The following is a 24,702-nucleotide window of genomic DNA, read 5'->3' on the forward strand; positions in this document are numbered from 1 at the left end:
GCGGCTCACCTCAGCTTCGGGTCGAGGGCGTCGCGCACCGCGTCGCCGAGCATGATGAACGCCAGGACGGTGATCGCGAGGGCGCCGGAGGGCCACAGCAGCGCGTGCGGGGCGTTGCGGACGTAGGGGGAGGCGGCGGAGATGTCGATGCCCCAGGAGACGCTGGGCGGCTTCAGGCCGACGCCGAGGTAGGACAGGGTCGCCTCCAGCGAGATGTACGTGCCGAGCGCGATGGTCGCCACGACGATGACCGGGGCGATCGCGTTGGGCGCGATGTGCCGCAGCACCAGGCGGGAGTTGGAGGCGCCGAGCGCCCGCGCGGCCTGGACGTAGTCGTTCTGCTGGGCGGTGATGACCGAGCCGCGGGCGATCCGGGACAGCTGCGGCCAGCCGAGCAGCACGATGAAGCCGATGACCGGCCAGACGGTGTTGCTGGTGGTGACGGACAGCAGCACCAGACCGCCGAGGACGACGGGGATGGCGAAGAAGACGTCCGTGACGCGGGACAGGACCGAGTCCCACGCCCCGCCGAAGAACCCGGCCAGCGCGCCGAGGACGCTGCCCAGCACCGCGACGCCGAGCGTGGCGAGGACGCCGACCGCGACGGACGTGCGGGCGCCGTAGACGGTGCGGGTGTAGACGTCGCAGCCCTGGCCGTCGAAGCCGAAGGGGTGGCCGGGCTGCGAGCCCTCCTGGGCCTTGGCGAGGTCGCAGGTGAGGGGGCTGCCGGGGGCGATCAGCGAGGGCCACAGGGAGATGAGGACCAGGAAGAGGATGATCAGGGCCGAGACGACGAAGACGGGGTTGCGGCGCAGGTCGCGCCAGGCGTCGGACCAGAGGGACCGCGGCTTGCCCTGCGGGCCCGTTCCCTGCGGGCCGTCCGGGGTGCGCGCGAGGGTCTCGGCCTCGTCGACGCCCAGGTCCATGCCGCCGCCCATGCCGGTCCCCGCGACGGCGCGGTCGGGGTCGTAGTGCTGCTCAGGCATAGCGGATCCTCGGGTCGAGCACGGCGTAGAGGAGGTCGACGACGAGGTTGGCGACCAGGAACACCAGCACGAGCACGGTCACGAAGCCGACGACGGTCTGGGTGTTCTGCCGCAGGATGCCCTGGTAGATCTGGTAGCCGACGCCGTGGATGTTGAAGATCCGCTCGGTGACGATCGCGCCGCCCATGAGGAAGCCGATGTCCGCCCCGATGAAGGTGACCACGGGGATGAGGGAGTTGCGCAGCAGGTGCCGGGTGATCACCCGGTGCCGGGGCAGGCCCTTGGCGACGGCGGTGCGGACGTAGTCGGAGCGCCGGTTCTCGGCGATGGAGGTGCGGGTCAGCCGGGTGACGTAGGCGAGGGAGACGGAGGCCAGCACCAGTCCGGGCAGGATCAGTTCGTCGAGGGGCGCCGCGGAGGAGACCGACGGCCTGATCCAGCCCCACTTCACCCCCAGCAGCAGCTGGAGCAGCAGACCGGTGACGAAGGTGGGGACGGAGATGACGACGAGGGTGAGCAGCAGGACGCCGGTGTCGACGGGGCGCCCCCGGCGCAGCCCGGTGACCACGCCGAGGGCGATGCCGATGACGATCTCGAAGAGGATCGCGACGACCGTGAGGCGGATGGTGACGGGGAACGCGGTCGCCATCAGCTCGGTGACCTCCTGGCCGTTGAACGCCGTACCGAAGTCGCCGGTGAAGACGTTCCCCATATAGGTCAGGTACTGCTGCCAGACGGGCTTGTCGAGGCCGAACTCCTTCTTCAGCTGGGCGGCCGTCGCCGGGTCGCAGCGCCGTTCGCCGCAGAGTCCGGCGATGGGGTCGCCCATCACGTTCACCATGAGGAAGATCAGCAGCGTGGCCCCGACGAACACCGGGATCATCTGGAGCAGACGCCGGACGACGTAGCGTCCCACGGCGGGTCAGCTCACCTTGATCTGGTCGTACACGGGGACGCTGAAGGGGTTGAGCTTCACGTCGGACAGCCGGTCCGACCAGCCCGCGCTGCCGTTCTGGTACCAGAGCGGGATGGCGGCCATGTTGTCGCGGACGACCCCCTCGGCCTGCTGGAACAGGCCGACGGCCTTCGCGTTGTCGGTCTCGCGGTTGGCCCGGTCGACGAGGTCGTCGAACTGCTTGTCGGACCACTTGCCGTCGTTGGAGGAGGCGTCGGTGTAGTAGAGCGGCTGGAGGAAGTTCTGGATGAGCGGGTAGTCCATCTGCCAGCCGGCCCGGAACGGGCCGCTCATCTTCTGCTGGGTGATCTGGTTGCGGAAGTCGGCGAAGGTGCCGACCGGGTTGCCGGTGCAGGCGCGTTCGTCGTCCAGTGCGTTGTTGATGGAGTTGCAGACGGCGTCGATCCAGTCCTTGTGGGAGCCGGTGTCCGCGTTGTACGTGAGGGTGAAGCGGCCGCCGGGCAGGCCGCCGCCCTCCTGGATGAGCTTCTTGGCCTCGTCGGGGTGGTACTCGCAGGCGTCCCCGCACAGGCCGGCCTGGTGGCCGCCGTCCTTGCCGAGGACCGGGGAGGTCCAGTCGGTGGCGGGGGTGCGGGTCCTGGCGAAGATGGTCTTGGTGATCTGGTCCCGGTCGATCGCCATGGACAGGCCCTTGCGGACCTTCTCCGAGCCTGAGGTGTTCCAGGCCTCGTCGTAGAACGGGAAGGCGAGGGTCTGGATGATGCCGGCGGGGGTGTTGAGGTAGCGGTCGCCGAGGTCGTTCCTGACGTTCTTCAGCTGGGCGGCGGGGACGTCGTCGACCAGGTCGAGGTTGCCGGCGATGAGGTCGGTGTAGGCGGTGTTGTTGTCGGTGTAGACCCTGAGGTCGACGCCGCCGTTCTGCGCCTTGTCGTCGCCGGGGTAGTCGTCCCACCGGCGCAGGGACATCTGCGAGCCCTTGGCGTACGAGTCGACCAGGTACGGGCCGTTGCCGACCGGCTTGGCGACCCAGGCGGCGTGGTCCTCGAAGAAGGCCCGGGGCAGCGGGGCGAAGGCGGCGTAGCCGAGGGTGTCGGGGAAGGTGGAGAACTTCTGGGTGAGCTTGACGGTGAAGGTGCGGCCGTCGACGACCTTCAGGCCGGAGAGGGTGTCGGCGCTCTGCTCGCCCTCCTCGGGGTGGACCTTGTCGTAGCCCTCGATGTAGCCGAAGAAGTAGGCGTTGCGCTGGTTGTTCCTCAGGCCGGCGCCGTAGTTCCAGGCGTCGACGAAGGACTTCGCGGTGATCTTCTCGCCGTTGCTGAAGGTCCAGCCGTCCTTGACGGTGATGGTGAAGTTCTGCGAGTCCGAGGTCTCGATCTTCTCGGCGAGCATGTCCTGGGCCTCGCCGGTCTCGGGGTCGTAGCGCTTGAGCCCCCGGAAGATCATGTCGAGGACCTTGCCGCCCTGCACCTCGTTGGTGTTGGACGGCTCCAGCGGGTTCTGCGGGTCGCCCCAGGAGGCGCTCAGCACCGCGCCCGCGTCACCGCTGCCGCCGCCGTCCCCGCCGCCTCCGCAGGCCGTCGCCGCGAGGGCTGCCGCCACCGCGCACACGGCCCATCTGGCGTGCGTGGCTCCGCGCATGGAGTGCCTCCTCGTACGTACGCGGTGGTGCACCGATCCGTCGCACCCATATCAACGCAAAAGGAGCATCGCGTGGACGTGTGACACCTGCGCGGACGGAACTCCAGCCGTATGTACGTATGAGCGGTTCTCCGTACGGGCGGATGTCTGTACGGAGGAGGGGGCGGGTCCGGGAACGCCGGAACCCGGCACCCCCGTGCGGGGGTGCCGGGTTCCGGGCAGGCGGTCGGGCGAGGACGTCAGCCCGCGTGGACGACGTCCTTCTCCTCGGCGAAGTGGCAGGCCGACTCGTGGGCCGCCGGGGTGTCCGATCCCTTGAAGCGCTCGGGGACCGCCAGCAGCGGGATCTCCTCGGCGCACTTGTCCTGCGCCTTCCAGCAGCGGGTGCGGAAGCGGCAGCCCGACGGCGGGTTGGCCGGCGAGGGCACGTCACCGGTGAGGATGATCCGCTCCCGGCCCTCGCGGGCCGCCGGGTCCGGCACCGGGACCGCCGACAGCAGCGCCTGGGTGTAGGGGTGCGTCGGGTGGTCGTAGATCTGGGTGTCGGTGCCGATCTCGGCCATCTTGCCGAGGTACATCACGCCGACCCGGTCGGAGATGTGCCGGACGATCGACAGGTCGTGCGCGATGAAGAGGTACGACAGGTTGAACTCGTCCTGCAGCCCCTCCATCAGGTTGATGACCTGGGCCTGGACCGAGACGTCCAGCGCGGAGACCGGCTCGTCGCAGATGATGATCTCGGGGTTCAGGGCCAGGCCGCGGGCGATGCCGATGCGCTGGCGCTGACCGCCGGAGAACTGGTGCGGGTACCGGTTGATGTACTCCGGGTTGAGGCCGACGACGTCGAGGAGGTCCTGGACCTTCTTGCGCCGCTCGCCCTTGGGGGCGACCTCGGGGTGGATGTCGAAGGTCTCCCCGATGATGTCGCCCACCGTCATCCGGGGGTTGAGGGAGGTGTACGGGTCCTGGAACACCATCTGGATGTTCCGGCGGACCGCCTTCAGCGCGCGCCCGGACAGCTTGGTGATGTCCTGGCCCTTGTAGAAGACCTCGCCGGCGGTGGCCCGCTCCAGGTTCATCAGGAGCTTGGCCACCGTGGACTTGCCGCAGCCCGACTCGCCCACGATGCCCAGGGTCTCGCCCTGGTACAGGTCGAAGGAGATGCCGTCGACGGCCTTCACCGCGCCGACCTGCTTCTTGAACAGGATGCCCTGGGTGAGCGGGAAGTGCTTCACCAGGTTGCGCACCTGGAGGATCGGCTCACCGCGCTCCACCGGCACCTCGAGCGCGGCGACCTCCTCCGCCTCGGTCCGGGCCTCGACGACCTCCACCTCGGAGACGTTCGGCGTGGCGTCGACCGGCGCGTCGTTCTTGCTGAGCTCAGCCATGGAGCGTCTCCTTCCAGAAGTGGCACGCCGAGCCACGGCCGACCAGCTCGGTTCCGTCCGGCCCGGTGACCGGGTGCAGCGGCGGGACGTCCGTACGGCAGACGTCCTCGGCCCTGGGGCAGCGCGGGTTGAACGCGCAGCCGCTCGGGATGCGCGTCAGGTTCGGCGGCAGACCCTTGATCGCGTACAGCTCCTGGCCCTTCTGGTCCAGGCGCGGGATCGAGTCCAGCAGGCCCCTGGTGTAGGGGTGCGCCGGCTTCTTGTAGAGCTCGTGCACCGGGGCCTGCTCCACGATGCGGCCCGCGTACATCACCGCGATCTTGTCCGCGACGTCGGCGACCACACCGAGGTCGTGGGTGATCAGGATGAGCCCCATGTGGTACTCGCGCTGCAGCTCCGCCAGCAGGTCCATCACCTGGGCCTGGACGGTCACGTCCAGGGCGGTGGTGGGCTCGTCGGCGATGATCAGGTCGGGCTCCAGGGCCAGCGCCATGGCGATCATGATGCGCTGGCGCATGCCGCCGGAGAACTGGTGCGGGTAGTCGTTCACCCGCGCCGCGGCGGCCGGGATCTTCACCCGGTCCATCATCTCGACGGCCCGGGCCTTGGCCTCCTTCTTGGACAGGCCCTGGTGCACCCGGTACATCTCGCCGAGCTGGTAGCCCACCGAGAGCACGGGGTTGAGCGAGGAGAGCGCGTCCTGGAAGATCATGGCGATCTTCCGGCCGCGGATCCTGCGCCGCTCCTCCTCGGACATCTTCAGCATGTCCTGGCCGCGGAACATGATCTCGCCCTGCGGGATGCGCCCGGGCGGCATGTCGAGGATGCCCATGACCGCCTGCGCGGTCACGGACTTGCCCGAGCCGGACTCGCCGAGCACGGCGAGGGTCTCGCCGGCGTTCACGGAGTAGTTGACCCCGTTGACGGCCTTGGCGACGCCGTCCCGCGTGTGGAACTCCACGTGCAGGTCACGGACGTCCAGCAGGGGGCCGTCGAAGCCCTCGGCACTGGGCTCGAGGACGACGTCCTTCTTGTCGATGATGCTCATGTACGCCTCCCTCAGCGCAGCTTGGGGTCGAGGGCGTTGCGTACCGCATCGCCGAACATGAGGAACGAGAGCACCGTGATCGACACCATCACCGAGGGGATGATGAGCGTGAACGGCGCGTTGCGCAGCTGCTGGCGGCCGGTGGCCACGTCCACGCCCCACGACACGGTGGGTTCGGCGAGACCGACACCGAGGAAGGACAGCGTGGCCTCGGCCGCGATGTAGCCGCCCAGGGCGATGGTCGCGACGACGATGATGGGCGCGAGGGCGTTCGGCAGGATGTGCCGGAACATGATGCGGCTGGTGGACGCGCCCAGCGCCTTGGCGGCCATGACGTAGTCGGCCTGCTTGACGGTGATCACCGAGCCGCGGGCGACACGGGCGATGGAGGTCCAGCCGAGGAAGGCCAGGGCCAGGATCACGACCCAGATGGTGCGGTTCTCGAACGTCGTCAGGATCACCAGGGCACCCAGCAGGAAGGGGATGCCGAAGAAGACGTCGGTGACACGGGACAGCAGGCTGTCGATCCAGCCGCCGAAGTAACCGGCGATCATGCCCATGAGCGTGCCGAACACGGTCACCAGGACGGTGACGCCGACACCGACCACGATCGAGGCGCGGGCACCGTAGATGATGCGCGCGTAGATCGAGCGGCCCTGGCCGTCGTAGCCGAGCCAGTCCTCGGCGAAGAAGTGGCTCCAGTTCGGCGGCTGCAGGTAGTGCGTGGCCAGGTCCGCGTCGCGCGGTGAGGCGCTGGTGAACAGGCCCGGCGCGAACGACATGACCAGAAGCAGCAGGATGAGCGCGGAGGAGATCAGGAACATGGGCTGACGCCGCAGGTCGTACCAGGCGTCGCTCCACAGGCTGCGCGCCTTGTCGGGCGCGGGGCCGGCTTCGACGGCGGCGGCCGGTGCGGGGCCCGCGGCGGTCGTCTTGTCGGCGAGGGTCTTCTCGGGTTCGGCGGTCTTCTCAGGCATACCGGATCCTCGGGTCCAGGACCGCGTACAGCAGGTCGACGAGCAGGCTGGTGGCGAGGTACACCAGAACGATCAGCGAGGCGATGCCGACGACGGTCGCGCCCTCGCGGCGGATGAGCGCCTCGAAGACGGCGTTGCCGACGCCCTTCACGTTGAAGATGCCCTCGGTGACGATGGCACCCGTCATCAGGTTGCCGATGTCGGTACCGAGGAAGGTGACCACGGGGATGAGCGAGTTGCGCATCAGGTGGACGCCGACGACACGGCGCTTCGGCAGGCCCTTGGCGACCGCCGTGCGCATGTAGTCGGCACGCAGGTTCTCCGCCATCGACGTGCGCGTCAGACGCGCGACGTAGGCGAGCGAGAGGGAGGCCAGCACGATGGCGGGCAGCAGGAGTTCGCCGAAGTTCTCGGAGTCGCGCACGTTGGGCTGGGTGATCTGCCACTGGAAGGCGAACAGGTACTGCATCAGGAAGCCCAGCACGAAGGACGGCATCGAGATGAGGACCAGGGTCAGCGCCAGCAGTCCGCGGTCCTGCAGCGTGTTCGGGCGCAGACCGGCGACGACGCCGAGACCGATACCGACGAGCACGATGAAGGCGAACGCGAACAGCGTGAGCCGGATGGTGACCGGGAACGCGTCGGCGATGATGTCGGCGACGGGACGTTCACTGACGATCTCCGTACCGAAGTCGCCCTGGACCAGACCGCCCAGATAGTTGGCGTACTGCTGCCAGAGGGGCAGGTCCAGCCCGAGCTCCTTTCTCTTGTTGGCGACGACCGCGGGATCGAACGCCTGATCTCCCATGAGGGCCCTGACGGGATCGCCGGGCAGGACGTACATCATGAGGAAGATCAACAAGGTTGACCCGATGAATACCGGGATCATCTGGAGCAGTCGTCGTACGACATAACGCCCCATGCGTGCCTCCGTGAGGGGTGTGCTACGGCCGAAGGGGCCGTCCATGAGGGGACGGCCCCGGTCGGCCCCCGTCACCGCCGGGAACCGGCGGTGACGGACAACGGCCGAGAGTGTTGAGGCCCGTGGCCTCCTTACTTGACGGTGACCTCGGTGAGCGTGATGTCACCGTGGTAGTCGACGCTGACGTTGTCGACCGCCTCACCGTGGCCGCCGTTGATGCGGTAGTACCAGAGCGGGATGGCCGGCATCTTCTCGAGGAGCTTCTTCTCGACGTTCTGGTAGGCCGCCACGGCCTCCTCCAGGGACTCCGCCTTGTCACCCTCGGCCATCAGACCGTCGATCTCCTTGTCGGAGAAACGACCGTTGTTGGACTCGGCCTTGGAGTGGTAGAGCTCCTTGATGAAGTTCACGTTGACCGGGTAGTCGGCCACCCAGCCGCCACGGTACATGCCCTTGACCTGGTTGTTGTCACGGGCCTCGAGGTCCGTGGGGAAGTCCGGCTTCGCGTCGCCGACGCAGTCGATCCCGGTGGCCTTGCGGATGGACTCGCAGACCGCGGTCACCCACTCCTTGTGGCCGCCGTCACTGTTGTACTGGATGGAGAACTTGTTGCCCGGGACGCCGCCGCCGTCCTTGATGAGCTTCTTGGCCTTCTCCGGGTTGTACGTGAACACCTCGGTGTCCAGGTCCTGGTTGCCCTTGACCTCCGGCGGGGTGAAGCTCGTCGCCGGCGTACGGGTGTTGTTCAGGACGGTCTTGGTGATCGTGTCACGGTCGATCGCCATGGACAGACCCTGGAGCACCTTGGGGTCGATGTCCTTGAACGTCTTGGTGTAGAACGCCGGCACCAGTGTCTGGATGGCCGCGTACGGCTGCTCGATGGCGCCGGCACCGAGGTCCGACTTGTACTTCGGCAGGTCCGTCGGACCGACCTGGCGGATGATGTCCAGGTTGCCGGAGACGACGTCCCGGTAGGCCGCCTCGACGGTCGAGTAGTTCTTGAACTGCAGACCCTTGTTCTGGGCCTTGTTCGGACCCTGGTAGTCCGCGTACGCCTTGACCTGGATGAGCTTCTTGTGGTCCCACTTCTCGAACTCGTAGGGACCGTTGCCGACCGGCTTCTGGCCGAAGGCCTTCGGGTCGTCGAAGAAGACCTTGGGCATCGGCGCCCAGGTGGTGTACCCCAGCTTGTAGTTGAAGTACGGGACGCGCTCGTTCAGCTCGATCGTGAAGGTGTGGTCGTCCACGACCTTCAGACCGGACATCGCGTCGGCCTTCGGCTCACCCTTCTCCGGGTGGACGTCGGCGTAGCCCTTGATGTCCGAGAACCAGAAGGAGTTCTGCTGGTTGTTCTTGATGTTGGCGTACCAGTTCCAGGCGTCGACGTACGACTTCGCCGTGACTTCCTCGCCGTTGTGGAACTTCCAGCCCTTCTTGAGCTTGACCGTCCAGCTCTTCGAGTCCTCGGTCTCGACGGACTCGGCGTTGGTGTAGACCAGCTCACCCTTGGCGTCGAAGTCGAGCAGCTGGGTGAACAGCGACCGGATCACGTAGGCGCCGTTGGACTCGTTGGTGTCGGCCGGCATCAGCGGCTTCTGCGGCTCACCGACGTCGATCGAGACGTAACCGGCGGGGGCGGAGCCCTTCGCCTTCTCCTTGTCACCGCCGTCGCCGCCGCCACAAGCAGTGGCAGCCAGCGCCACGACTATCGCACCCGCGACCCACTTGGCGCTCTTGGCACCGCGCATGGGTTCCTCCTCATGAGTCCATTGGTTCACCGCAAAGAGGAGCACACGACATATCACCGTCCACCGCCCGTCGCCGGTGTCGGAGATCGTCAAGTGCCCCCGCGCTCGTGAGTCGGCGCCTTCAGCGCGTGACCCGTTCGTCCGAGCTCTACGCGCCTAACTATCTGCCATGCGCCAGGAGCGAACCACACCCACGAGGTCTCGGTTCGATCACAGCTGAGGCCTACATCTTCCAAAATCCGGACAAAGGGTTTGGTGAAAGATCCCTGCGAAACGGACTTGTTACACATCTATCGGGGGTGCGTGTCCGCATATCGGACGCGAATGCGGGGAAAACCCGTTGCAGATAGCGTGGCCGCCGTGCACGCTACCCTTCAGGGTTGCCGTGCGTTCAACATGCTTGGCCGGCAAAGCCGTTGGCCGACGAGACGCGGCTTCCGCCTTTCCCGGACATCGCCGGGCGCGTCGGCCGTCGCAACTGGCCCGCCTCCAGAGCAGAGTAGTGCGAGTCAGCCAGTTCAGGGTCGCCTCCCAGCCAGATCGAGGGTTATCCCTACCTTTCCCTTCCGGGATTCCGGCGTGCGATTCCGCACACGCACAAGAACGGCGCCGGGCACCCCTGCAATAGGGGTGCCCGGCGCCGTTCTCACGTGTGCGGCGTTGCGGGTCAGCCGTGCTTGGCGCGGCTCGCGGCGCGGGCGCGCTCACGGCCGTCCAGGTTCACCTTGCGGATGCGGATGGACTCCGGGGTCACCTCGACGCACTCGTCGTCGCGGCAGAACTCCAGCGACTGCTCCAGCGACAGCTTGCGCGGCGGGACGATCGCCTCGAACGAGTCGGCCGAGGCCGACCGCATGTTGGTGAGCTTCTTCTCCTTGGTGATGTTGACGTCCATGTCGTCGGCACGGGAGTTCTCACCGACGATCATGCCCTCGTACACCTCGGTGCCGGGATCGGTGAACAGCACACCGCGCTCCTGCAGGTTGGTCATCGCGAACGCGGTGACCGCGCCGGCCCGGTCGGCGACCAGGGAGCCGTTGTTACGGGTCGTGAGCGGCCCGAACCAGGGCTCGTGGCCCTCGTGGATGGAGTGCGCGATACCGGTGCCGCGGGTCTGGGTGAGGAACTCGGTGCGGAAGCCGATCAGTCCGCGCGAGGGCACCACGAACTCCAGGCGCACCCAGCCGGAGCCGTGGTTCGACATGTTGTCCATGCGGCCCTTGCGGACGCCCATGAGCTGCGTGACCGCGCCCATGTGCTCCTCGGGCACGTCGACCGTCATCCGCTCGACGGGCTCGTGCACCTTGCCGTCGATCTCCCGGGTGACCACCTGCGGCTTGCCGATGGTGAGCTCGAAGCCCTCCCGGCGCATCTGCTCGACCAGGATCGCCAGCGCCAGTTCGCCTCGGCCCTGCACCTCCCAGGCGTCGGGACGGCCGGTGTCCAGGACGCGCAGCGAGACGTTGCCGATCAGCTCGCGGTCCAGGCGGTCCTTGACCTGGCGGGCGGTGACCTTGCGGTCCTTCACGGCCGCCTTCGCGTCGGCGCCCTTGCCGGTGCTGCCGCGGCCGACCAGCGGCGAGGTGTTGGTGCCGATGGTCATGGAGATCGCGGGCTCGTCCACCATGATCAGCGGCAGCGAAACCGGGTTCTCCGGGTCGGCCAGGGTCTCGCCGATCATGATGTCCGGGATGCCGGCGACCGCGCAGATGTCACCGGGGCCGGCCTTCTCGGCGGGCTTGCGGGTGAGCGCCTCGGTCATCATCAGCTCGGAGATCCGCACGTTCTGCACGGACCCGTCGCGCTTCATCCAGGCGACCGTCTGGCCCTTCTTCAGCTCGCCCTGGTGGACGCGGAGCAGGGCGATCCGGCCGAGGAAGTTGTCGGCGTCCAGGTTGGTGACGTGGGCCTGGAGCGGGGCGCCCTCGTCGTAGGTGGGGGCCGGGATGTGCGACAGGATGGTGGAGAAGAACGGCTCGAGCGAGTCCGAGTCCGTCGGGACCGTGCCGTCCGCCGGCTTGGTCAGCGAGGCGATGCCGTCCCGGCCGCAGGCGTAGACGATCGGGAACTCGATCTGGTCCTCGTCGGCGTCCAGGTCGAGGAAGAGGTCGTAGGCCTCGTTGACGACCTCGTCGATGCGGGAGTCCGGCCGGTCCGTCTTGTTGATGCACAGGATGATCGGCAGCCTCGCCTGGAGCGCCTTGCGCAGCACGAAGCGGGTCTGGGGCAGCGGGCCCTCGGAGGAGTCCACGAGCAGCACGACACCGTCGACCATCGACAGGGCGCGCTCGACCTCGCCGCCGAAGTCGGCGTGGCCGGGGGTGTCGATGATGTTGATCGTGATCGGGTCCCCGCCGTCCTTGGGGTGGTACTTCACCGCCGTGTTCTTGGCGAGGATCGTGATGCCCTTCTCACGTTCCAGGTCGCCGGAGTCCATCATGCGCTCGTCGACCTGGTCGAGCTGGTGGGCGGCGAAGGCACCTGCCTGCTTGAGCATGCCGTCGACGATGGTGGTCTTGCCGTGGTCGACGTGGGCAATGATGGCGACGTTGCGAATGTCGTGACGCTGGATGGACGAAGCCATGGGTTGGCGTACTCCCGAAATGGTGAGAAGCGCCCTGCGCAGACGGCTGTGGTGCGCGGGCCCTGCCGGGCTGAACACGCCACGGCCTCTCCCCATGTTACGGGCCCGTGGAACCGGACACTCGCGCCTCCTCCGCCCGGGGCGCTTCGAGGGGCCGGTGACGTTCCCGTCGTCATGGCCGCTCCCCGCGCTCAGGGGCGGCCCGGGGCCCGTGCGGCGGGCGTCGTCAGGAACCCCGTGGTCCGGCCCCGTCGCAGTTCAGCAGTGCGGGAAACCGTCCCCCGCGCCCGCCCCGTCCGCGGGCCGCCCGTGCTGGGCGCCCCGCCGGGGGCGGGGCGTGCGAAAAAAGTGCCGAGATCTCCCTCACGTCGGCGCGGTGGCCGGGACTACCGCGCCGAGGAGGAGACCGAGGGCTTCCTCGTCTTCTCCGCCGGTGTCCCGGCCGGGCCCCGCGCGCTCTTCTTCAGGAAGCCCATGTCCTCGTAGACGGGGGTGCGGAAACCGAAGGCGCCCGCGTTGGCCAGGCCCTTCCGGGCCGCGGTGAGCTGGGGGCGCTGGTAGAGGGGGATCGATCCGGCCGCCGCCCAGATGCGGGAGTCGGCCTTGCGGAGCAGCTCGGCGCGTTTCGCGTCGTTGAGCGTCGTGAGGGCCTGGTCGAAGAGCTGGTCGACCTGGTCGGTGCCGACACGGGTGTAGTTCTGCCCGACGTTCAGCGAGCCGTCGGCGGACGGGACCGGCTTGGCGTAGACCGGGCGGGCGTCGGTGGCGGGGAAGGCGGTCGCGGGCCAGGAGTAGAGGGCGAGGTCGTACTCACCGGCGGCGATGTGGTCCGTGAAGTAGCTCTCGTCGTCGACCGTGGAGATGTCGGTGCGGATACCGACCCGCTCCAGCATCCGTGCGATCCGGTCGGCCACGGCGCCCAGGATCTGGGAGCCGGGTCCGGAGGGGAGCACGAAGTCGAGCGTGAGCGCCTTGCCGTCCTTGGCGAGCGGGGCGTTCTCCGCCTGGGCGGGGGCGGCGGTGCCCTTGGGTGCGTAGGCGCCGGGGGCGCTGTCCCGGTGCAGCCGGGTGTGCTCGGTGCTGTCCTGGGCGAGGTGCTCCGCCGTGCCGCCGTCACCGCTCTTGTCGTCGTCCGCCGCGTCGTCCTTCGCCGCGTCGTCCTTCGCCGCGTCGTCCTTCGCCGCGTCGTCCTTCGCCGCGTCGTCCTCGCCGACGGTGTACGTGCCGTCGTCGTCGCGCTTCGACCCGCTCTTGGAGCTCTTGTCGGACGACCCGGCCTTCTCGCCCTCCGCACCGGCCGCCTTCTCGCCGTCCTCTTCCTCCGTGTCCCCCTCCTCCTTGTCCCCCTTCTTCTCGTCCTTCTCGTCCTTCTCGTCCTTCCCGTCTTTCCCGGCCTTCCCGGCCTTCTCCTCCTTCTCGGCCTTCTCGGCCTTCTCCTTCTTCTCGTCCTTCTCCTGGTCGACCGGGCCCCCCGGCACCCAGCCGGCGTCCGCGAGCAGGGCGCGCGCCTCCGCGGTGTCCTGGGCGCCGAGGGCGCCGCTCCCGTCGGCGTAGGCGGCCTGCCCGGACAGCGCGACATGGCTGCCGACAGGCTCGGCGGGCAGGTCGAGCGGTTCGAGGACCGCCTTCGCCAGGGCCTCCCGGTCCAGGGCGCGGGCCACGGCGCGGCGGACCCGCTCGTCGGCGAGCGGGCCTTCGTCGCCGTTGAGGGCGAGCTGGGTGTAGGCGGGCTCCAGCGACTTGCGCACCTCGAACCCGCTGAGGGTCTTCTGCTGACGTGCGTGCGTCGCGGCGGCCTTGCGCTGCTGCTTGCGGGCGGAGATCTCCTTGTCGGCGGCGTCCTCGTCGGAGCCGTTCGCGACGGCCCAGGAGCGCAGGGCGTGGGCGGCGGACCGGCCGGCGGCGAGCGGGCCGGCCAAGGGCGCGCTCACCCGTTCGGCCTCTCCCTTCCCGTCCGGTTCGCTCTTCCGCTCGCCGCCCTCCTCGCTCCCGCGTGCGCTTTCGCCCCGCGGGCCGGCGGCGACGATGCGGCGGGCGCCGGTGGCGTCGATCTCGGCCAGGTCCAGGGTGCCGGCGGTGAGCGCGGCGATCCGTTCGTCGCGGGGCACCGCGCGCAGCACGATCGTCGAGAGCCGGGGCGGCTCGCCCCACCAGCGGGCGTTGCGGGTGAGGGTGACCTCGTCGCCCTTACGGTCGACCTTCTTCACCTCGAACGGGCCGGCGGTGACCTTCAGCTTCTTGCGGGCCCCGTCGTTGAAGGAGTCCGGGGCACCCATGACGTCCTTCGGGTACAGCGGGGTGAACAGGGACTTCCAGTCGGCGTAGGGGCGGCTGAAGGTGACCTTGACCTCCAGGTCGTCCTTGCCGCGCTCGATCTTCTCGATGCGGTCGTAGCCGGCGTTGCGGGCGGTCCAGTAGGCGGTGTCCTCGCCGGACAGGGCGCGCCACTGGGCGGCGAAGTCGGCGGCGCCGATCTCGCGGCCGTCGCTCCAGACGGCCTGCTGGTTGAGCCGGTAGAGGACGACCTGCCGGGGCTCGGTCTCGACGACCTCGGCGGACTCCAGGTAGTCGGCGTTGCGCACCGGGCGGCCCCGGTCGTCCATCCGGTACATCGACGGCAGGACGGCCTGCGCGATCCGGGTGGTGGTGGCGTCGGCGTCCGACTGGAAGGTGTTCAGGGTGTCCGGGACGGTGTCCACCGCCCAGCGCAGGGTGCCGCCGTCGGCGATCGACGTGCGGTCGGCGCGGGCGACGTCCCCCGCGGCGAGGGGCCGGCCGGCCGGGTCGTCGGAACTGCATCCGGCCAGCGCGGGCACCACGAGAGCGCCCGCGGTGAGGAAGACGACCGAGCGCATGACCGCGCGCGGGGCGACGCCGTCGTGGGACATCTCTGGTTACCTCCGGGGAGCCACGGACGTTATGATCACTTTTGTCTGTATCTTTGGTGTTCATCTGATGTATGCGGCCACTGAAGAGGAAAGGGTTCGGCAACCGAGAGCGACACGACGACCACGGGCGGGAAGCTCACCCGTACGGAGCAGCGCACCGCACGATGCACCCCTGCGCCTCGGCCAATCGGTGCACATCCCTTCACAGCGCAAGGTGTGACGCGCGACACTCTCAGGCGCATGAACGTTGCCGCCTTGGGCCTGAAGGACCCTGAAGGACCCGCGGGAAGTGAGGGCAAGTCATGTCCGTGCACGACGAACTGGCATCCGTCCAGCGCAGCCTCGACGACCTGATCCGGTCGGTGGGACGCCTGGAGAAACAGCTCGGCAGCGGCGGCCTGGAGATGCGCCGCGTCCGATCCGACACCAATCATCTGCGGGAGAGCGTCGCTCTGCTGCGGGAGACGGCCACGGCCGGGACCACCGCACCGAAGCGGCCCGATCTCGTCACCATCTCCGACACGCCGTACGACCCCTCCCTGTGGGTGGACTCGGACGACGAGGGCCTCGGCGTCCGCGACCGCCGCGCCCCCTGACCCCCGCCGGACCCGCAGTGCCCCCCTGACCCCTACCGGAGCGGACAAGTGGCCACTGGTACGGAACCCCCTGCCACCGAACCCCACCCCCGACGTACCGGTGTGCGCACCGGTACCCGCGCCGCGATCGCCGCTCCGCATCTGCGGACCGACCGCTGGTGGCTGGCCCCGGCCGCCACCGCGGCCGGTCTGCTCGCCTTCGTCGTCTACTCGACCTGGCGGGCCTTCGCGAACGCCGACTACTACGCGGCGCCGTACGTCTCGCCGTTCTACTCCCCGTGCCTCGCGGAGAACTGCGAGACGATGCGCGCCGGACCCAACTGGGAGCTGTTCGGCGGCTGGTGGGGCATCTCACCGGCGATCATCATCCTGGTCTTCCCGCTCGGCTTCCGCCTGACCTGCTACTACTACCGCAAGGCCTACTACCGGGGCTTCTGGGCCGCACCGCCGGCCTGCGCGGTGGCCGAGCCGCACCGGAAGTACTCCGGGGAGACCCGCTTCCCGCTGATCCTGCAGAACGTCCACCGGTACTTCTTCTACGCGGCGCTCCTGGTCGCCGGGGTGCTGACCTACGACACCGTCCTCGCCTTCCGCGACGAGCACTACGCGTGGGGCCACATGGGGCTCGGCACCCTCGTCTTCCTGGTCAACATCGCACTGATCTGGCTGTACACCATCTCCTGTCACTCCTGCCGGCACATCGTCGGCGGAAAACTCAAGCACTTCTCGAAGCATCCCGTGCGCTACCGGATGTGGCAGTGGGTGAGCCGGCTGAACGCCCGGCACATGCAGCTCGCCTGGGCGTCGCTGGTGAGCGTGGCGGTCGCCGACTTCTACGTCTATCTCCTCGCGTCCGGCGCCTTCGACGATCCGCGCTTCTTCTGATGAGTGGGGCCCTTTGAGATGACCGTGGTCGACCGGCAGGAATGGGACGTCGTCGTGGTCGGTGCGGGCGGCGCCGGGCTGCGCGCCGCCATCGAGGCACGCGAGCGGGGGGCGCGTACGGCGGTGATCTGCAAGTCGCTGTTCGGCAAGGCGCACACCGTGATGGCCGAGGGCGGCATCGCCGCCGCCATGGCCAACGCCAACGAGCACGACACCTGGCAGGTCCACTTCCGCGACACCATGCGCGGCGGGAAGTTCCTCAACCAGTGGCGGATGGCCGAGCTGCACGCCCGGGAGGCGCCGCAGCGGGTGTGGGAGCTGGAGACCTGGGGCGCCCTGTTCGACCGGACCAAGGACGGCCGGATCTCGCAGCGCAACTTCGGCGGCCACGAGTACCCCCGCCTCGCGCACGTCGGCGACCGCACCGGCCTGGAGCTGATCCGCACCCTCCAGCAGCGGATCGTCGCGCTCCAGCAGGAGGACTTCCGGGAGACCGGGGAGTACGAGTCCCGGCTGAAGGTCTTCCAGGAGTGCACGGTCACCCGGGTGCTGAAGGACGGGCCCCGTGTCTCCGGCGTCTTCGGCTACGAGCGGGAGTCCGGCCGTTTCTTCGTGCTGGAGGCGCCCGCCGTGGTCCTCGCGACGGGTGGCATCGGCAAGTCGTTCAAGGTGACGTCGAACTCGTGGGAGTACACCGGGGACGGCCACGCGCTGGCGCTGCTGGCCGGGGCCCCGCTGCTCAACATGGAGTTCGTGCAGTTCCATCCGACGGGCATGGTCTGGCCGCCGTCGGTGAAGGGCATCCTGGTCACCGAGTCGGTGCGCGGCGACGGCGGGGTGCTGCGCAACTCCGAGGGCAAGCGGTTCATGTTCGACTACGTGCCGGACGTCTTCAAGGAGAAGTACGCCGAGTCCGAGGAGGAGGGCGACCGCTGGTACGACGACCCGGACCGCAACCGGCGTCCCCCCGAACTGCTCCCCCGCGACGAGGTCGCCCGCGCGATCAACGCCGAGGTCAAGGCGGGCCGCGGCTCCCCGCACGGCGGGGTCTTCCTGGACGTGTCCACCCGGATGCCCGCCGACGTCATCAAGCGCCGGCTGCCGTCGATGTACCACCAGTTCAAGGAGCTGGCGGACGTCGACATCACGGCGGAGGCGATGGAGGTCGGGCCGACCTGCCACTACGTGATGGGCGGCATCGCCGTCGACTCCGACACGGCGGCGACGCGCGGGGTGCCGGGGCTGTTCGCGGCCGGTGAGGTGGCCGGCGGGATGCACGGCTCCAACCGGCTGGGCGGGAACTCCCTGTCCGACCTGCTGGTGTTCGGGCGCCGGGCGGGCCTGCACGCGGCCGAGCACGCGGGGGCGTACCCCGCCGGGCGGGATGCCGGGGCAGGCGCCGGGCGGCCCCGGGTGGACGACGCCCAGGTCGACGCCGCGGCGGCGGAGGCCCTGCGCCCCTTCTCCGCCGAGGCCGGGGCCGGGGCCGGGGAGCCGGCGAAGGGGCCGGCGCCCGCTCCGGAGAACCCGTACACCCTGCACCAGGAACTCCAGCAGACGATGAACGACCTGGTCGGCATCATCCGCCGGGAGCACGAGATGGAGGAGGCCCTGCACAAGCTCGCCGAGCTGCGGGGGCGGGCGCGCCGGGCCGGGGTCGAGGGGCACCGGCAGTTCAACCCGGGCTGGCACCTCGCCCTGGACCTGCGGAACATGCTGCTGGTCAGCGAGTGTGTGGCACGGGCCGCGCGGGAGCGCACCGAGTCGCGCGGCGGGCACACCCGCGAGGACCACTCCGCGATGGAACGCGCCTGGCGCAACGTCAATCTGCTGTGCGCGATGACCGATCCCACCGGCGGCACCGCGGCCACCGCCCCGGAGCGCGGCCAGATCACCCTGACCCGGGAGACCACCGAACCCATCCGCCCCGACCTGCTCGCCCTCTTCGAGAAGGAGGAGCTGGTCAAGTACCTCGCCGAAGAGGAGCTGTACGAGTGAGCAGCTATGAGGCCCGCTTCAAGGTGTGGCGGGGGGATGTCGGGGGCGGCGGCCTGGAGGACTTCCGGGTCGAGGTGAACGACGGCGAGGTGGTCCTCGACATCGTCCACCGGCTCCAGGCCACCCAGGCCCCCGACCTGGCCGTGCGCTGGAACTGCAAGGCCGGCAAGTGCGGTTCGTGCTCGGCGGAGATCAACGGGCGTCCCCGGCTGCTGTGCATGACCCGGATGTCGGTGTTCGACCGGGACGAGACGATCACGGTGACCCCGCTGCGGGCCTTCCCGGTGATCCGCGACCTGGTGACCGACGTCGGCTTCAACTACACGAAGGCCCGTCAGGTGCCCGCCTTCGTACCGCCGGAGGGCCTCGGGCCCGGCGAGTACCGGATGACGCAGGAGGACGTGGACCGCTCCCAGGAGTTCCGCAAGTGCATCGAGTGCTTCCTGTGCCAGGACGTCTGCCATGTGGTCCGCGACCACGAGGAGAACAAGCAGGCGTTCGCGGGGCCGCGGTTCCTGATGCGGGTGGCGGAGCTGGACATGCATCCGCTGGACGCCGCCGAGGACACCGGCCTGGACCGCGGGGCCACGGCCCAGGACGAGCACGGACTCGGCTACTGCAACATCACCAAGTGCTGCACGGAGGTGTGCCCCGAAGGCATCAAGATCACGGACAACGCGCTGATCCCGCTGAAGGAACGGGCGGCCGACCGCAAGTACGACCCGCTGGTGTGGCTGGGATCGAAGATCAGGCGGCGTTAGAGTCGTCAGGGGGTCACCCAGCCCTCCCGGTACTCGTCCCAGTTCGTCTCCGTCGCCGCGAAGTCGATGTACGGGGCGACACCGAAGAGCTTCCGGTCGGCGTCCGTTCGGGAGAGGCCGAGGCGGACGCCGCGCACGGCGGCGGCGACGGTCTCGGCATGGCCCCAGTGGCTGAAGTTGCTCTCGTGGTAGAAGGGCAGGCCCATCAGCAGATGAGTGGTGGGCGGGGTGACCTCCAGGGCGAGGGAGGTCTGCAGGGCCACGTAACCGCCGTACGTGCCCTCCAGCGGCTGCGCCGTGTCGTACGACATCACGACGATCTGGTCGACGCGCCGGGCGACCTGGCCGAAGAACTCCTGGGACCACCACTTGGGGTGCTCGGCGAAGAGACCGGCGACGGTGTGCAGGGCCGGCAGCGGGTCGATCTGGTGGGCGGCCACGGACAGTTGCGCGTCCCGGGCACGGGTGACGGCCCGCAGGTCGTCCAGGAGGGAGAGGTAGTCCCGGTCGCCGGAGTGCAGGGGCTCCAGGTCGAGGTGGACGCCGTCGTAGCCCACGTCCAGGACCTGACCGGCGCTGCGGACGACGGCGGCGCGGGTGGCAGTGCGTTCCAGGCGCATGCCGTCGGGGCCCTCGGTGGCGAGGACGTCGCCGAGGAAGGCCTGGACGCGGACGCCGGGCAGCTCGCGGTGCACGGCGTCGATCAGCCAGCCGGCCTCGGGGTACCGGGACTCGGGCAGGGTGCCGTCGTGCTCCATGGGTCCCGTGTGGACGTACAGGTCGCGGATGCCGGTGCCGTCGAGCCGACGGGCCAGCGCGGTGACGTCGGCGTCCTTCTTCCGCCCGTCGACCCAGGCGTGCCCGAGCCAGAGGGCGTCCCGGCCCCGGGTGTACGTCCCGTCGGCGGGGTCGCCGGCGAAGTTGACCCGCAGCACCGCCCCGGCGGTCAGCAGCGGCACCAGGACGACGAGCACGACCGCGAGCGCGGCCCACATGAGCCGGCGCTTCCAGCTCCGGGGCCGTCCACCCGGCCGGTCCCGGGTGTGCTCCGCGTCAGCGGGTCCGGGGGCGGCCGACTCCGCGGGTTCAGTGGGCTCCGTGCGTTCAGTGGACTTCGTGGGCTCCGTACCTGACATCGCGCGTCCCCTCCGCCGCCGGCCCGTCCGGGCCGCACGGCTGATCTTGCGGAGGAGGACGAGGACGGGGGGCCCGCGGTTGCGTTTCAGGCGTCGGGGGAAGCGTGCCGTTCGTGCACGTGTCCGTCCAGGGGGGAGGCGGGTGGTGCGGCCGGGAGGACACCGGTCCGTGCGAAACCGGCCTTCTCGGCGACGCGGCAGGACGCCATGTTGTCGGCCTGGTGCACCAGTTCCAGGCGGGTCAGGCCTTCCCGGGCGAAGGCCTCGAACGCCCAGTCGGTCAGCGCCGTCAGAGCCCGGTGGGCCACTCCCCGGCCGCGGGCGTGTGCCGCGGTCCAGTAACCCACCTCGGCACAACCCGATCCCCTGGCCGCGTACTTGAGGACGACGTGGCCGACGAGCCGCGGCGTGGAGCCGGGAACTCCCGTCTCCCGCACGGCGAACGCGAACCTGTCCCCCGTCTCCCAGCCCCGCTGCTGTGCCGTCACCCAGCGCGTCGCGCTCGCCTCGTCGTGCACGTCGGCGCTCGTCCAGCGGCGCATCGCCTCGTCCTGGAACAACTCGGCCAGGCCGGCGGAGTCCTCCGGGTTCCAGGGCCGCAGGGTGAGGGTGTCGGCTGCCAGGCGTAACGGGATCGAGGACATGGGTGCGAGCGTAGCCGGACGGCGGTCGGTCGACGTGTCGGGGTCAGTACAGGCTCAGGAGGGCTTCGGAGGGGTCGGGGAGGGGGGTTTCGCCGTTGGGGAGGGGGAGTTCGAACCAGACGGTCTTGCCGCGGGGGGTGCGGCGGGAGCCCCAGGCCGCGCTGAGCAGGCCGACGAGCTGGAGGCCGCGGCCGCCCTCGTCGGTGTCGCGGGCGCGGCGGCGGCGCGGCTGGACCAGGCCGGCGTCCCAGACCTCGCAGACCAGGGTGCGGTCGAGCAGGAGGCGGAGCCTGATCTCTCCCTCGCCGTAGCGCAGGGCGTTGGTGACCAGCTCGCTGACCAGGAGTTCCGCGGTGTCGACGAGGGGTTCCAGGCCCCAGGCGAGCAGGCGCGTGCGGGCGTGCTCGCGGGCGCGGCCCACGCTGCGGGGCTCGCGCGGCAGCGTCCAGTCGCCGACGGAGTCGGCGGGCAGTCCCTGGACCCTGGCCATCAGCAGCGCGATGTCGTCCTCGCCGTGGTGGGTGTCGAGGGTGTTGAGGACGTGGTCGCAGACGTCCTCCAGGTCCCGGTGGGTGCCGGCGTGCGGTGCCGTCGTCGCGGGGTGGTGGCCGGACGGCGGGTGGGGCGGGTCGGTGAGGGCGCCCACGAAGGCCTGGAGGCCCTCGTCGAGGGGGTGGTCGCGGCTTTCGACCAGCCCGTCCGTGTAGAGCGCGAGCAGGGCGCCCTCGGGCAGTTCGACCTCGACCTCCTCGAAGGGCTCCCCGCCGACGCCGAGCGGCATGCCCGGCGGCACGTCCAGCATCAGGGCGGCCTCCCCCGGTTCGACCAGGACCGGGGGCAGATGGCCCGCGTTGGCGAAGGTGCACCGCCTGGTCACCGGGTCGTAGACCGCGTAGACGCAGGTCGCCAGGTAGACCTCGGAGAGGTCGGCCTCCCGGGGGCGGCGGGCGGCCCGGGTCGCCTGCTGGACCCCTCCGGGGGCGCCGAGCCCCTGGACGATCTCGTCCAGATGGGAGAGCACCTCGGCGGGTTCGAGGTCGAGCTGGGCCAGGGTGCGGACGGCGCTGCGCAGTTCGCCCATGGCCACCGCCGCGCGCAGTCCCCGCCCCATCACGTCCCCGACGACCAACGCGGTGCGGTGGCCGGGCAGTTCGATGACGTCGAACCAGTCGCCGCCGACCTCGCCGGACCGGCCGGTCGCCGCGCTGCCGGGCAGGTAGCGGCAGGCGATGTCGAGGCCGGAGGCCTCCGGGTCGCCGGGCGGCAGCAGGGACCGCTGCAGCAGCAGGGCGCGTTCGTGCTCGCGCCGGTAGAGGCGGGCGTTGTCGATGCAGACGGCGGCGCGCGCGGCCAGTTCCACGGCGAGGTCGCGGTCGCGGTCCCCGAACGGCTCGCTGCCCTTGGTACGGGCGAACTGGGCGAGCCCGACCACCGTGTCGTGGGCGACCATCGGCACGGCGAGCGTGGTCCGCACCAGCCCGCCCTCCTCGCCCGGCACCAGTCGCGGGCGGCCGGTGCGCAGGGCGTCCGCGCACGGCGAGTTGAACGCGTAGTTGTGGACGGCGCCCAGCTTGACGGGTTCGCCGGTGACGCTGAACGGAGCTCCGGAGACGGCGCTGGCGAAGGCGACGCGGCGCACGTCCGCACTGCCGTCGGCCAGTCCCGGCGGGGTCTCGTCGCCGGCCAGCAGCCCCTGGTAGAGGTCGACGGTGGCCAGGTCGCAGAAGCCGGGGACGACCACGTCCAGGAGTTCACGGGCCGTGGTCTCCAGGTCGAGGGAATTGCCGATCCGGGCGCCGGCCTCGTTGAGCAGGGCGAGGTTGCGCCGTGCCGCGGCGGCCTCGCGGGCGGCGGCACGGCGGGCGGTGATGTCGATTCCCAGCCAGGCGATGCCGATGGGACGGCCGCTGCCGCTGTGCACGCGGTAGAGGTTGACCGACCAGTGGCGGTGCCCGTCGGTGTCCGGGACGAATCCGGTGACGTGCATGTCCGTGATGGACTCGCCGGTCTCCAGCACCCTGCGCATGGTCGCGGCCACCCGCTCGGCCTCGGCGCGCGGCAGGTAGTCGTGGACGCCCTTGCCCCGGTGGTCGTCGGGCACGCCGCCGAAGGTGGACGCGAACTGCTGGTTGGCGCGGCGCACCCGCAGGTCGGGGTCGATCAGCAGGAAGCCGAAAGGAGATTGGCCGAATATGGCCTGCGAGGCGGCGAGATCGGTCTCGATGCTGCGCAGGGTGCGCACGTCGACGACGATGCAGACGGCTGCCTTCTCGCCGTCCTCGGTGCGCGTCGGCATGACGTAGACCTCGGCGACCCCCTCCCGGTCGGGCTCGTCGTCCACGGTGTCGGGGATCCGGAAGGGCACGACTCCGGTCCACTCCCGGCCGTCGAGGATCTCGGCCATCTTGCGCTGGCCCCGCTCACGCCGGTCCGGGTCGACGAACGCCGCGATGGGGTCCATGCCGACGGCCCGCGCCGCCGGGATGCCGAGGAGCTGTTCGGCGCGCAGGCTCCACTGGTCGACCAGTCCGTCGGGGCCGATGGAGAAGGACGCGACCCTTATGTAGTCGTACATGGAGCCGGGAGGGCTGCTCTGCCACATCCCGTCGACGGCCGGACCGCCGACGGAGGGAGGAGTGCCGGAAGGGGCGACGGAAGAGGCGTCGGCGGCCAGGGCCTCGACGGGAGAAACGCCGGCGGACGGAACTCCGCCGGACGTGGGATCGCCTGAAGTGAGGCCGTCAGTGGCCTCGGCCCTTGCGCCGTCCGACGGGTCCTTGGACTCCGTGGCCTTCGCTGGTATCTCGCTCACGCGAACCGTCCCCTCCAGCTCACCGCGTCCGGCACCGGTCGCCGGGGGCGGCTGCCCGCAGTATCCAGCACTACGGCGCCGCACAACACGGTGTTCACGATCACAGCACGCTCCCGATGCTTTTCGGTCCGAACTGTGAGAACACTCCCAGTCTTCTAACCAGCGGACACGTCGTCGAACCCCCTTCTTCGACAACCATCAGGGGCCGGAACCGGCCGCTCGACAGGAGTGGCCCGCGCGTACACGGGCGAGGCATGGCACAGCGCCTCGTTTCAGCCGGGCGCGAACGCCTCACTCGGGCACCGTGAGTTCGAACCACACGGTCTTGCCGACCTCGCCCGGCCGGGTGCCCCAGCGGCGGGTGGTGCGGGCGACGAGCTGCAGCCCGCGCCCGCCCTCGTCCTCGGCCCGGGCGACCCGCTCGTGCGGGAGGTCCGGCAGCGGGTCGGAGACCTCGACCCGCAGGACGCCGTCCGGTCCGGAGGAACGCGACAGGCAGACGCCGATGGGACCGGTTGCGTGCCGCAGGGCGTTGGTGACCAGCTCGCTGACCAGCAGGGCCGCCAGGTCACCGACGCCGTCGAGCCCCCAGCCGTGCAACTGCGCGCGGACCGTGGAGCGCGCGGCACCCACGGCACCCGGCTCCGCGGGGAAGGTCCACGTGACCCGGTCGCCTTCGGTGTCGATCACGCGGACCACTTCCGTCACTCGGGGCTGACAACAGGCTCCCCATATCAGCCTTCATGGGGCCAATAGGCACATACCCGGGATACCG

At 69.8% G+C, this 24,702-nt stretch carries 18 protein-coding genes; 4 read left to right on the forward strand and 14 right to left on the reverse strand.

The window, feature by feature from the left end:
* Positions 1–5 precede the first annotated feature (5 nt).
* The 10 genes from PYS65_RS12590 to PYS65_RS12635 form a co-directional block, all read right to left on the reverse strand.
* A complete protein-coding gene (locus PYS65_RS12590; protein ID WP_279334043.1) occupies positions 6–986 on the reverse strand; it encodes an ABC transporter permease in 981 nt (326 codons plus the stop codon).
* Positions 979–1,902: an ABC transporter permease gene (locus PYS65_RS12595; RefSeq protein WP_279334044.1), complete on the reverse strand. Its 924-nt coding sequence runs from the start codon at positions 1,900–1,902 to the stop codon at positions 979–981. Before PYS65_RS12595 ends, PYS65_RS12590 begins: the two co-directional genes overlap by 8 nt.
* A 6-nt stretch (positions 1,903–1,908) precedes the next feature.
* On the reverse strand, positions 1,909–3,540 hold the full coding sequence (locus tag PYS65_RS12600; RefSeq protein ID WP_279334045.1) for a peptide ABC transporter substrate-binding protein: 1,632 nt from the start codon (positions 3,538–3,540) through the stop codon (positions 1,909–1,911).
* Between the two features lie 239 nt (positions 3,541–3,779).
* A complete protein-coding gene (locus PYS65_RS12605) occupies positions 3,780–4,928 on the reverse strand; it encodes an ABC transporter ATP-binding protein (RefSeq protein WP_279334046.1) in 1,149 nt (382 codons plus the stop codon).
* Positions 4,921–5,976, reverse strand: coding sequence for an ABC transporter ATP-binding protein (locus tag PYS65_RS12610; protein WP_279334047.1), 1,056 nt, complete (start codon positions 5,974–5,976; stop codon positions 4,921–4,923). Before PYS65_RS12610 ends, PYS65_RS12605 begins: the two co-directional genes overlap by 8 nt.
* Positions 5,977–5,987: 11 nt before the next feature.
* Positions 5,988–6,953: an ABC transporter permease gene (locus tag PYS65_RS12615; protein WP_279334048.1), complete on the reverse strand. Its 966-nt coding sequence runs from the start codon at positions 6,951–6,953 to the stop codon at positions 5,988–5,990.
* A complete protein-coding gene (locus tag PYS65_RS12620) occupies positions 6,946–7,875 on the reverse strand; it encodes an ABC transporter permease (protein ID WP_279334049.1) in 930 nt (309 codons plus the stop codon). The genes PYS65_RS12615 and PYS65_RS12620 overlap by 8 nt, the downstream gene beginning before the upstream one ends.
* A 131-nt stretch (positions 7,876–8,006) precedes the next feature.
* Complete coding sequence (locus PYS65_RS12625; protein ID WP_279334050.1) at positions 8,007–9,623, reverse strand: peptide ABC transporter substrate-binding protein; 1,617 nt, start codon at positions 9,621–9,623, stop codon at positions 8,007–8,009.
* Positions 9,624–10,290: 667 nt separating this feature from the next.
* A complete protein-coding gene (gene typA, locus PYS65_RS12630) occupies positions 10,291–12,207 on the reverse strand; it encodes a translational GTPase TypA (protein WP_279334051.1) in 1,917 nt (638 codons plus the stop codon).
* 386 nt (positions 12,208–12,593) lie between these two features.
* Positions 12,594–15,095, reverse strand: coding sequence for an ABC transporter family substrate-binding protein (locus tag PYS65_RS12635; protein ID WP_279334052.1), 2,502 nt, complete (start codon positions 15,093–15,095; stop codon positions 12,594–12,596).
* 302 nt (positions 15,096–15,397) lie between these two features.
* On the opposite strand from PYS65_RS12635, the gene PYS65_RS12640 reads away from it, so the two are divergent.
* From PYS65_RS12640 to PYS65_RS12655, 4 genes are read left to right on the forward strand one after another with little or no spacing between them, the layout of a single operon-like run.
* Positions 15,398–15,691 (forward strand): hypothetical protein, encoded by a 294-nt coding sequence (locus tag PYS65_RS12640; protein ID WP_109376825.1) that lies wholly within the window; start codon positions 15,398–15,400, stop codon positions 15,689–15,691.
* A 48-nt stretch (positions 15,692–15,739) separates the two neighbouring features.
* Entirely contained in the window at positions 15,740–16,576 is an 837-nt protein-coding gene (locus PYS65_RS12645; protein WP_279334053.1) for a hypothetical protein, read from the forward strand.
* Positions 16,577–16,594: 18 nt separating this feature from the next.
* Positions 16,595–18,574 carry a fumarate reductase/succinate dehydrogenase flavoprotein subunit gene (locus PYS65_RS12650; RefSeq protein WP_279334054.1) on the forward strand — a complete coding sequence of 660 codons (1,980 nt, stop codon included), beginning with the start codon at positions 16,595–16,597 and terminating at the stop codon, positions 18,572–18,574.
* The gene (locus tag PYS65_RS12655) at positions 18,571–19,335 is read left to right on the forward strand and encodes a succinate dehydrogenase/fumarate reductase iron-sulfur subunit (protein WP_279334055.1); all 765 of its coding nucleotides are present in this window, start codon (positions 18,571–18,573) and stop codon (positions 19,333–19,335) included. The genes PYS65_RS12650 and PYS65_RS12655 overlap by 4 nt, the downstream gene beginning before the upstream one ends.
* A gap of 5 nt (positions 19,336–19,340) precedes the next feature.
* Here PYS65_RS12655 and PYS65_RS12660 read toward each other — a convergent pair whose 3' ends face one another.
* The 4 genes from PYS65_RS12660 to PYS65_RS12675 form a co-directional block, all read right to left on the reverse strand.
* Positions 19,341–20,471, reverse strand: coding sequence for a glycoside hydrolase family 18 protein (locus tag PYS65_RS12660; RefSeq protein ID WP_279334056.1), 1,131 nt, complete (start codon positions 20,469–20,471; stop codon positions 19,341–19,343).
* 86 nt (positions 20,472–20,557) lie between these two features.
* A complete protein-coding gene (locus PYS65_RS12665; protein WP_279334057.1) occupies positions 20,558–21,115 on the reverse strand; it encodes a GNAT family N-acetyltransferase in 558 nt (185 codons plus the stop codon).
* A 43-nt stretch (positions 21,116–21,158) separates the two neighbouring features.
* Positions 21,159–23,927, reverse strand: a complete 2,769-nt coding sequence (locus PYS65_RS12670) for a SpoIIE family protein phosphatase (protein WP_279334058.1) — start codon at positions 23,925–23,927, stop codon at positions 21,159–21,161.
* 291 nt (positions 23,928–24,218) lie between these two features.
* Positions 24,219–24,626, reverse strand: a complete 408-nt coding sequence (locus tag PYS65_RS12675) for an ATP-binding protein (RefSeq protein WP_279337932.1) — start codon at positions 24,624–24,626, stop codon at positions 24,219–24,221.
* Positions 24,627–24,702 lie beyond the last annotated feature (76 nt).

It is taken from the genome of Streptomyces cathayae (assembly GCF_029760955.1).
GTDB classification, from domain to species: domain Bacteria; phylum Actinomycetota; class Actinomycetes; order Streptomycetales; family Streptomycetaceae; genus Streptomyces; species Streptomyces cathayae.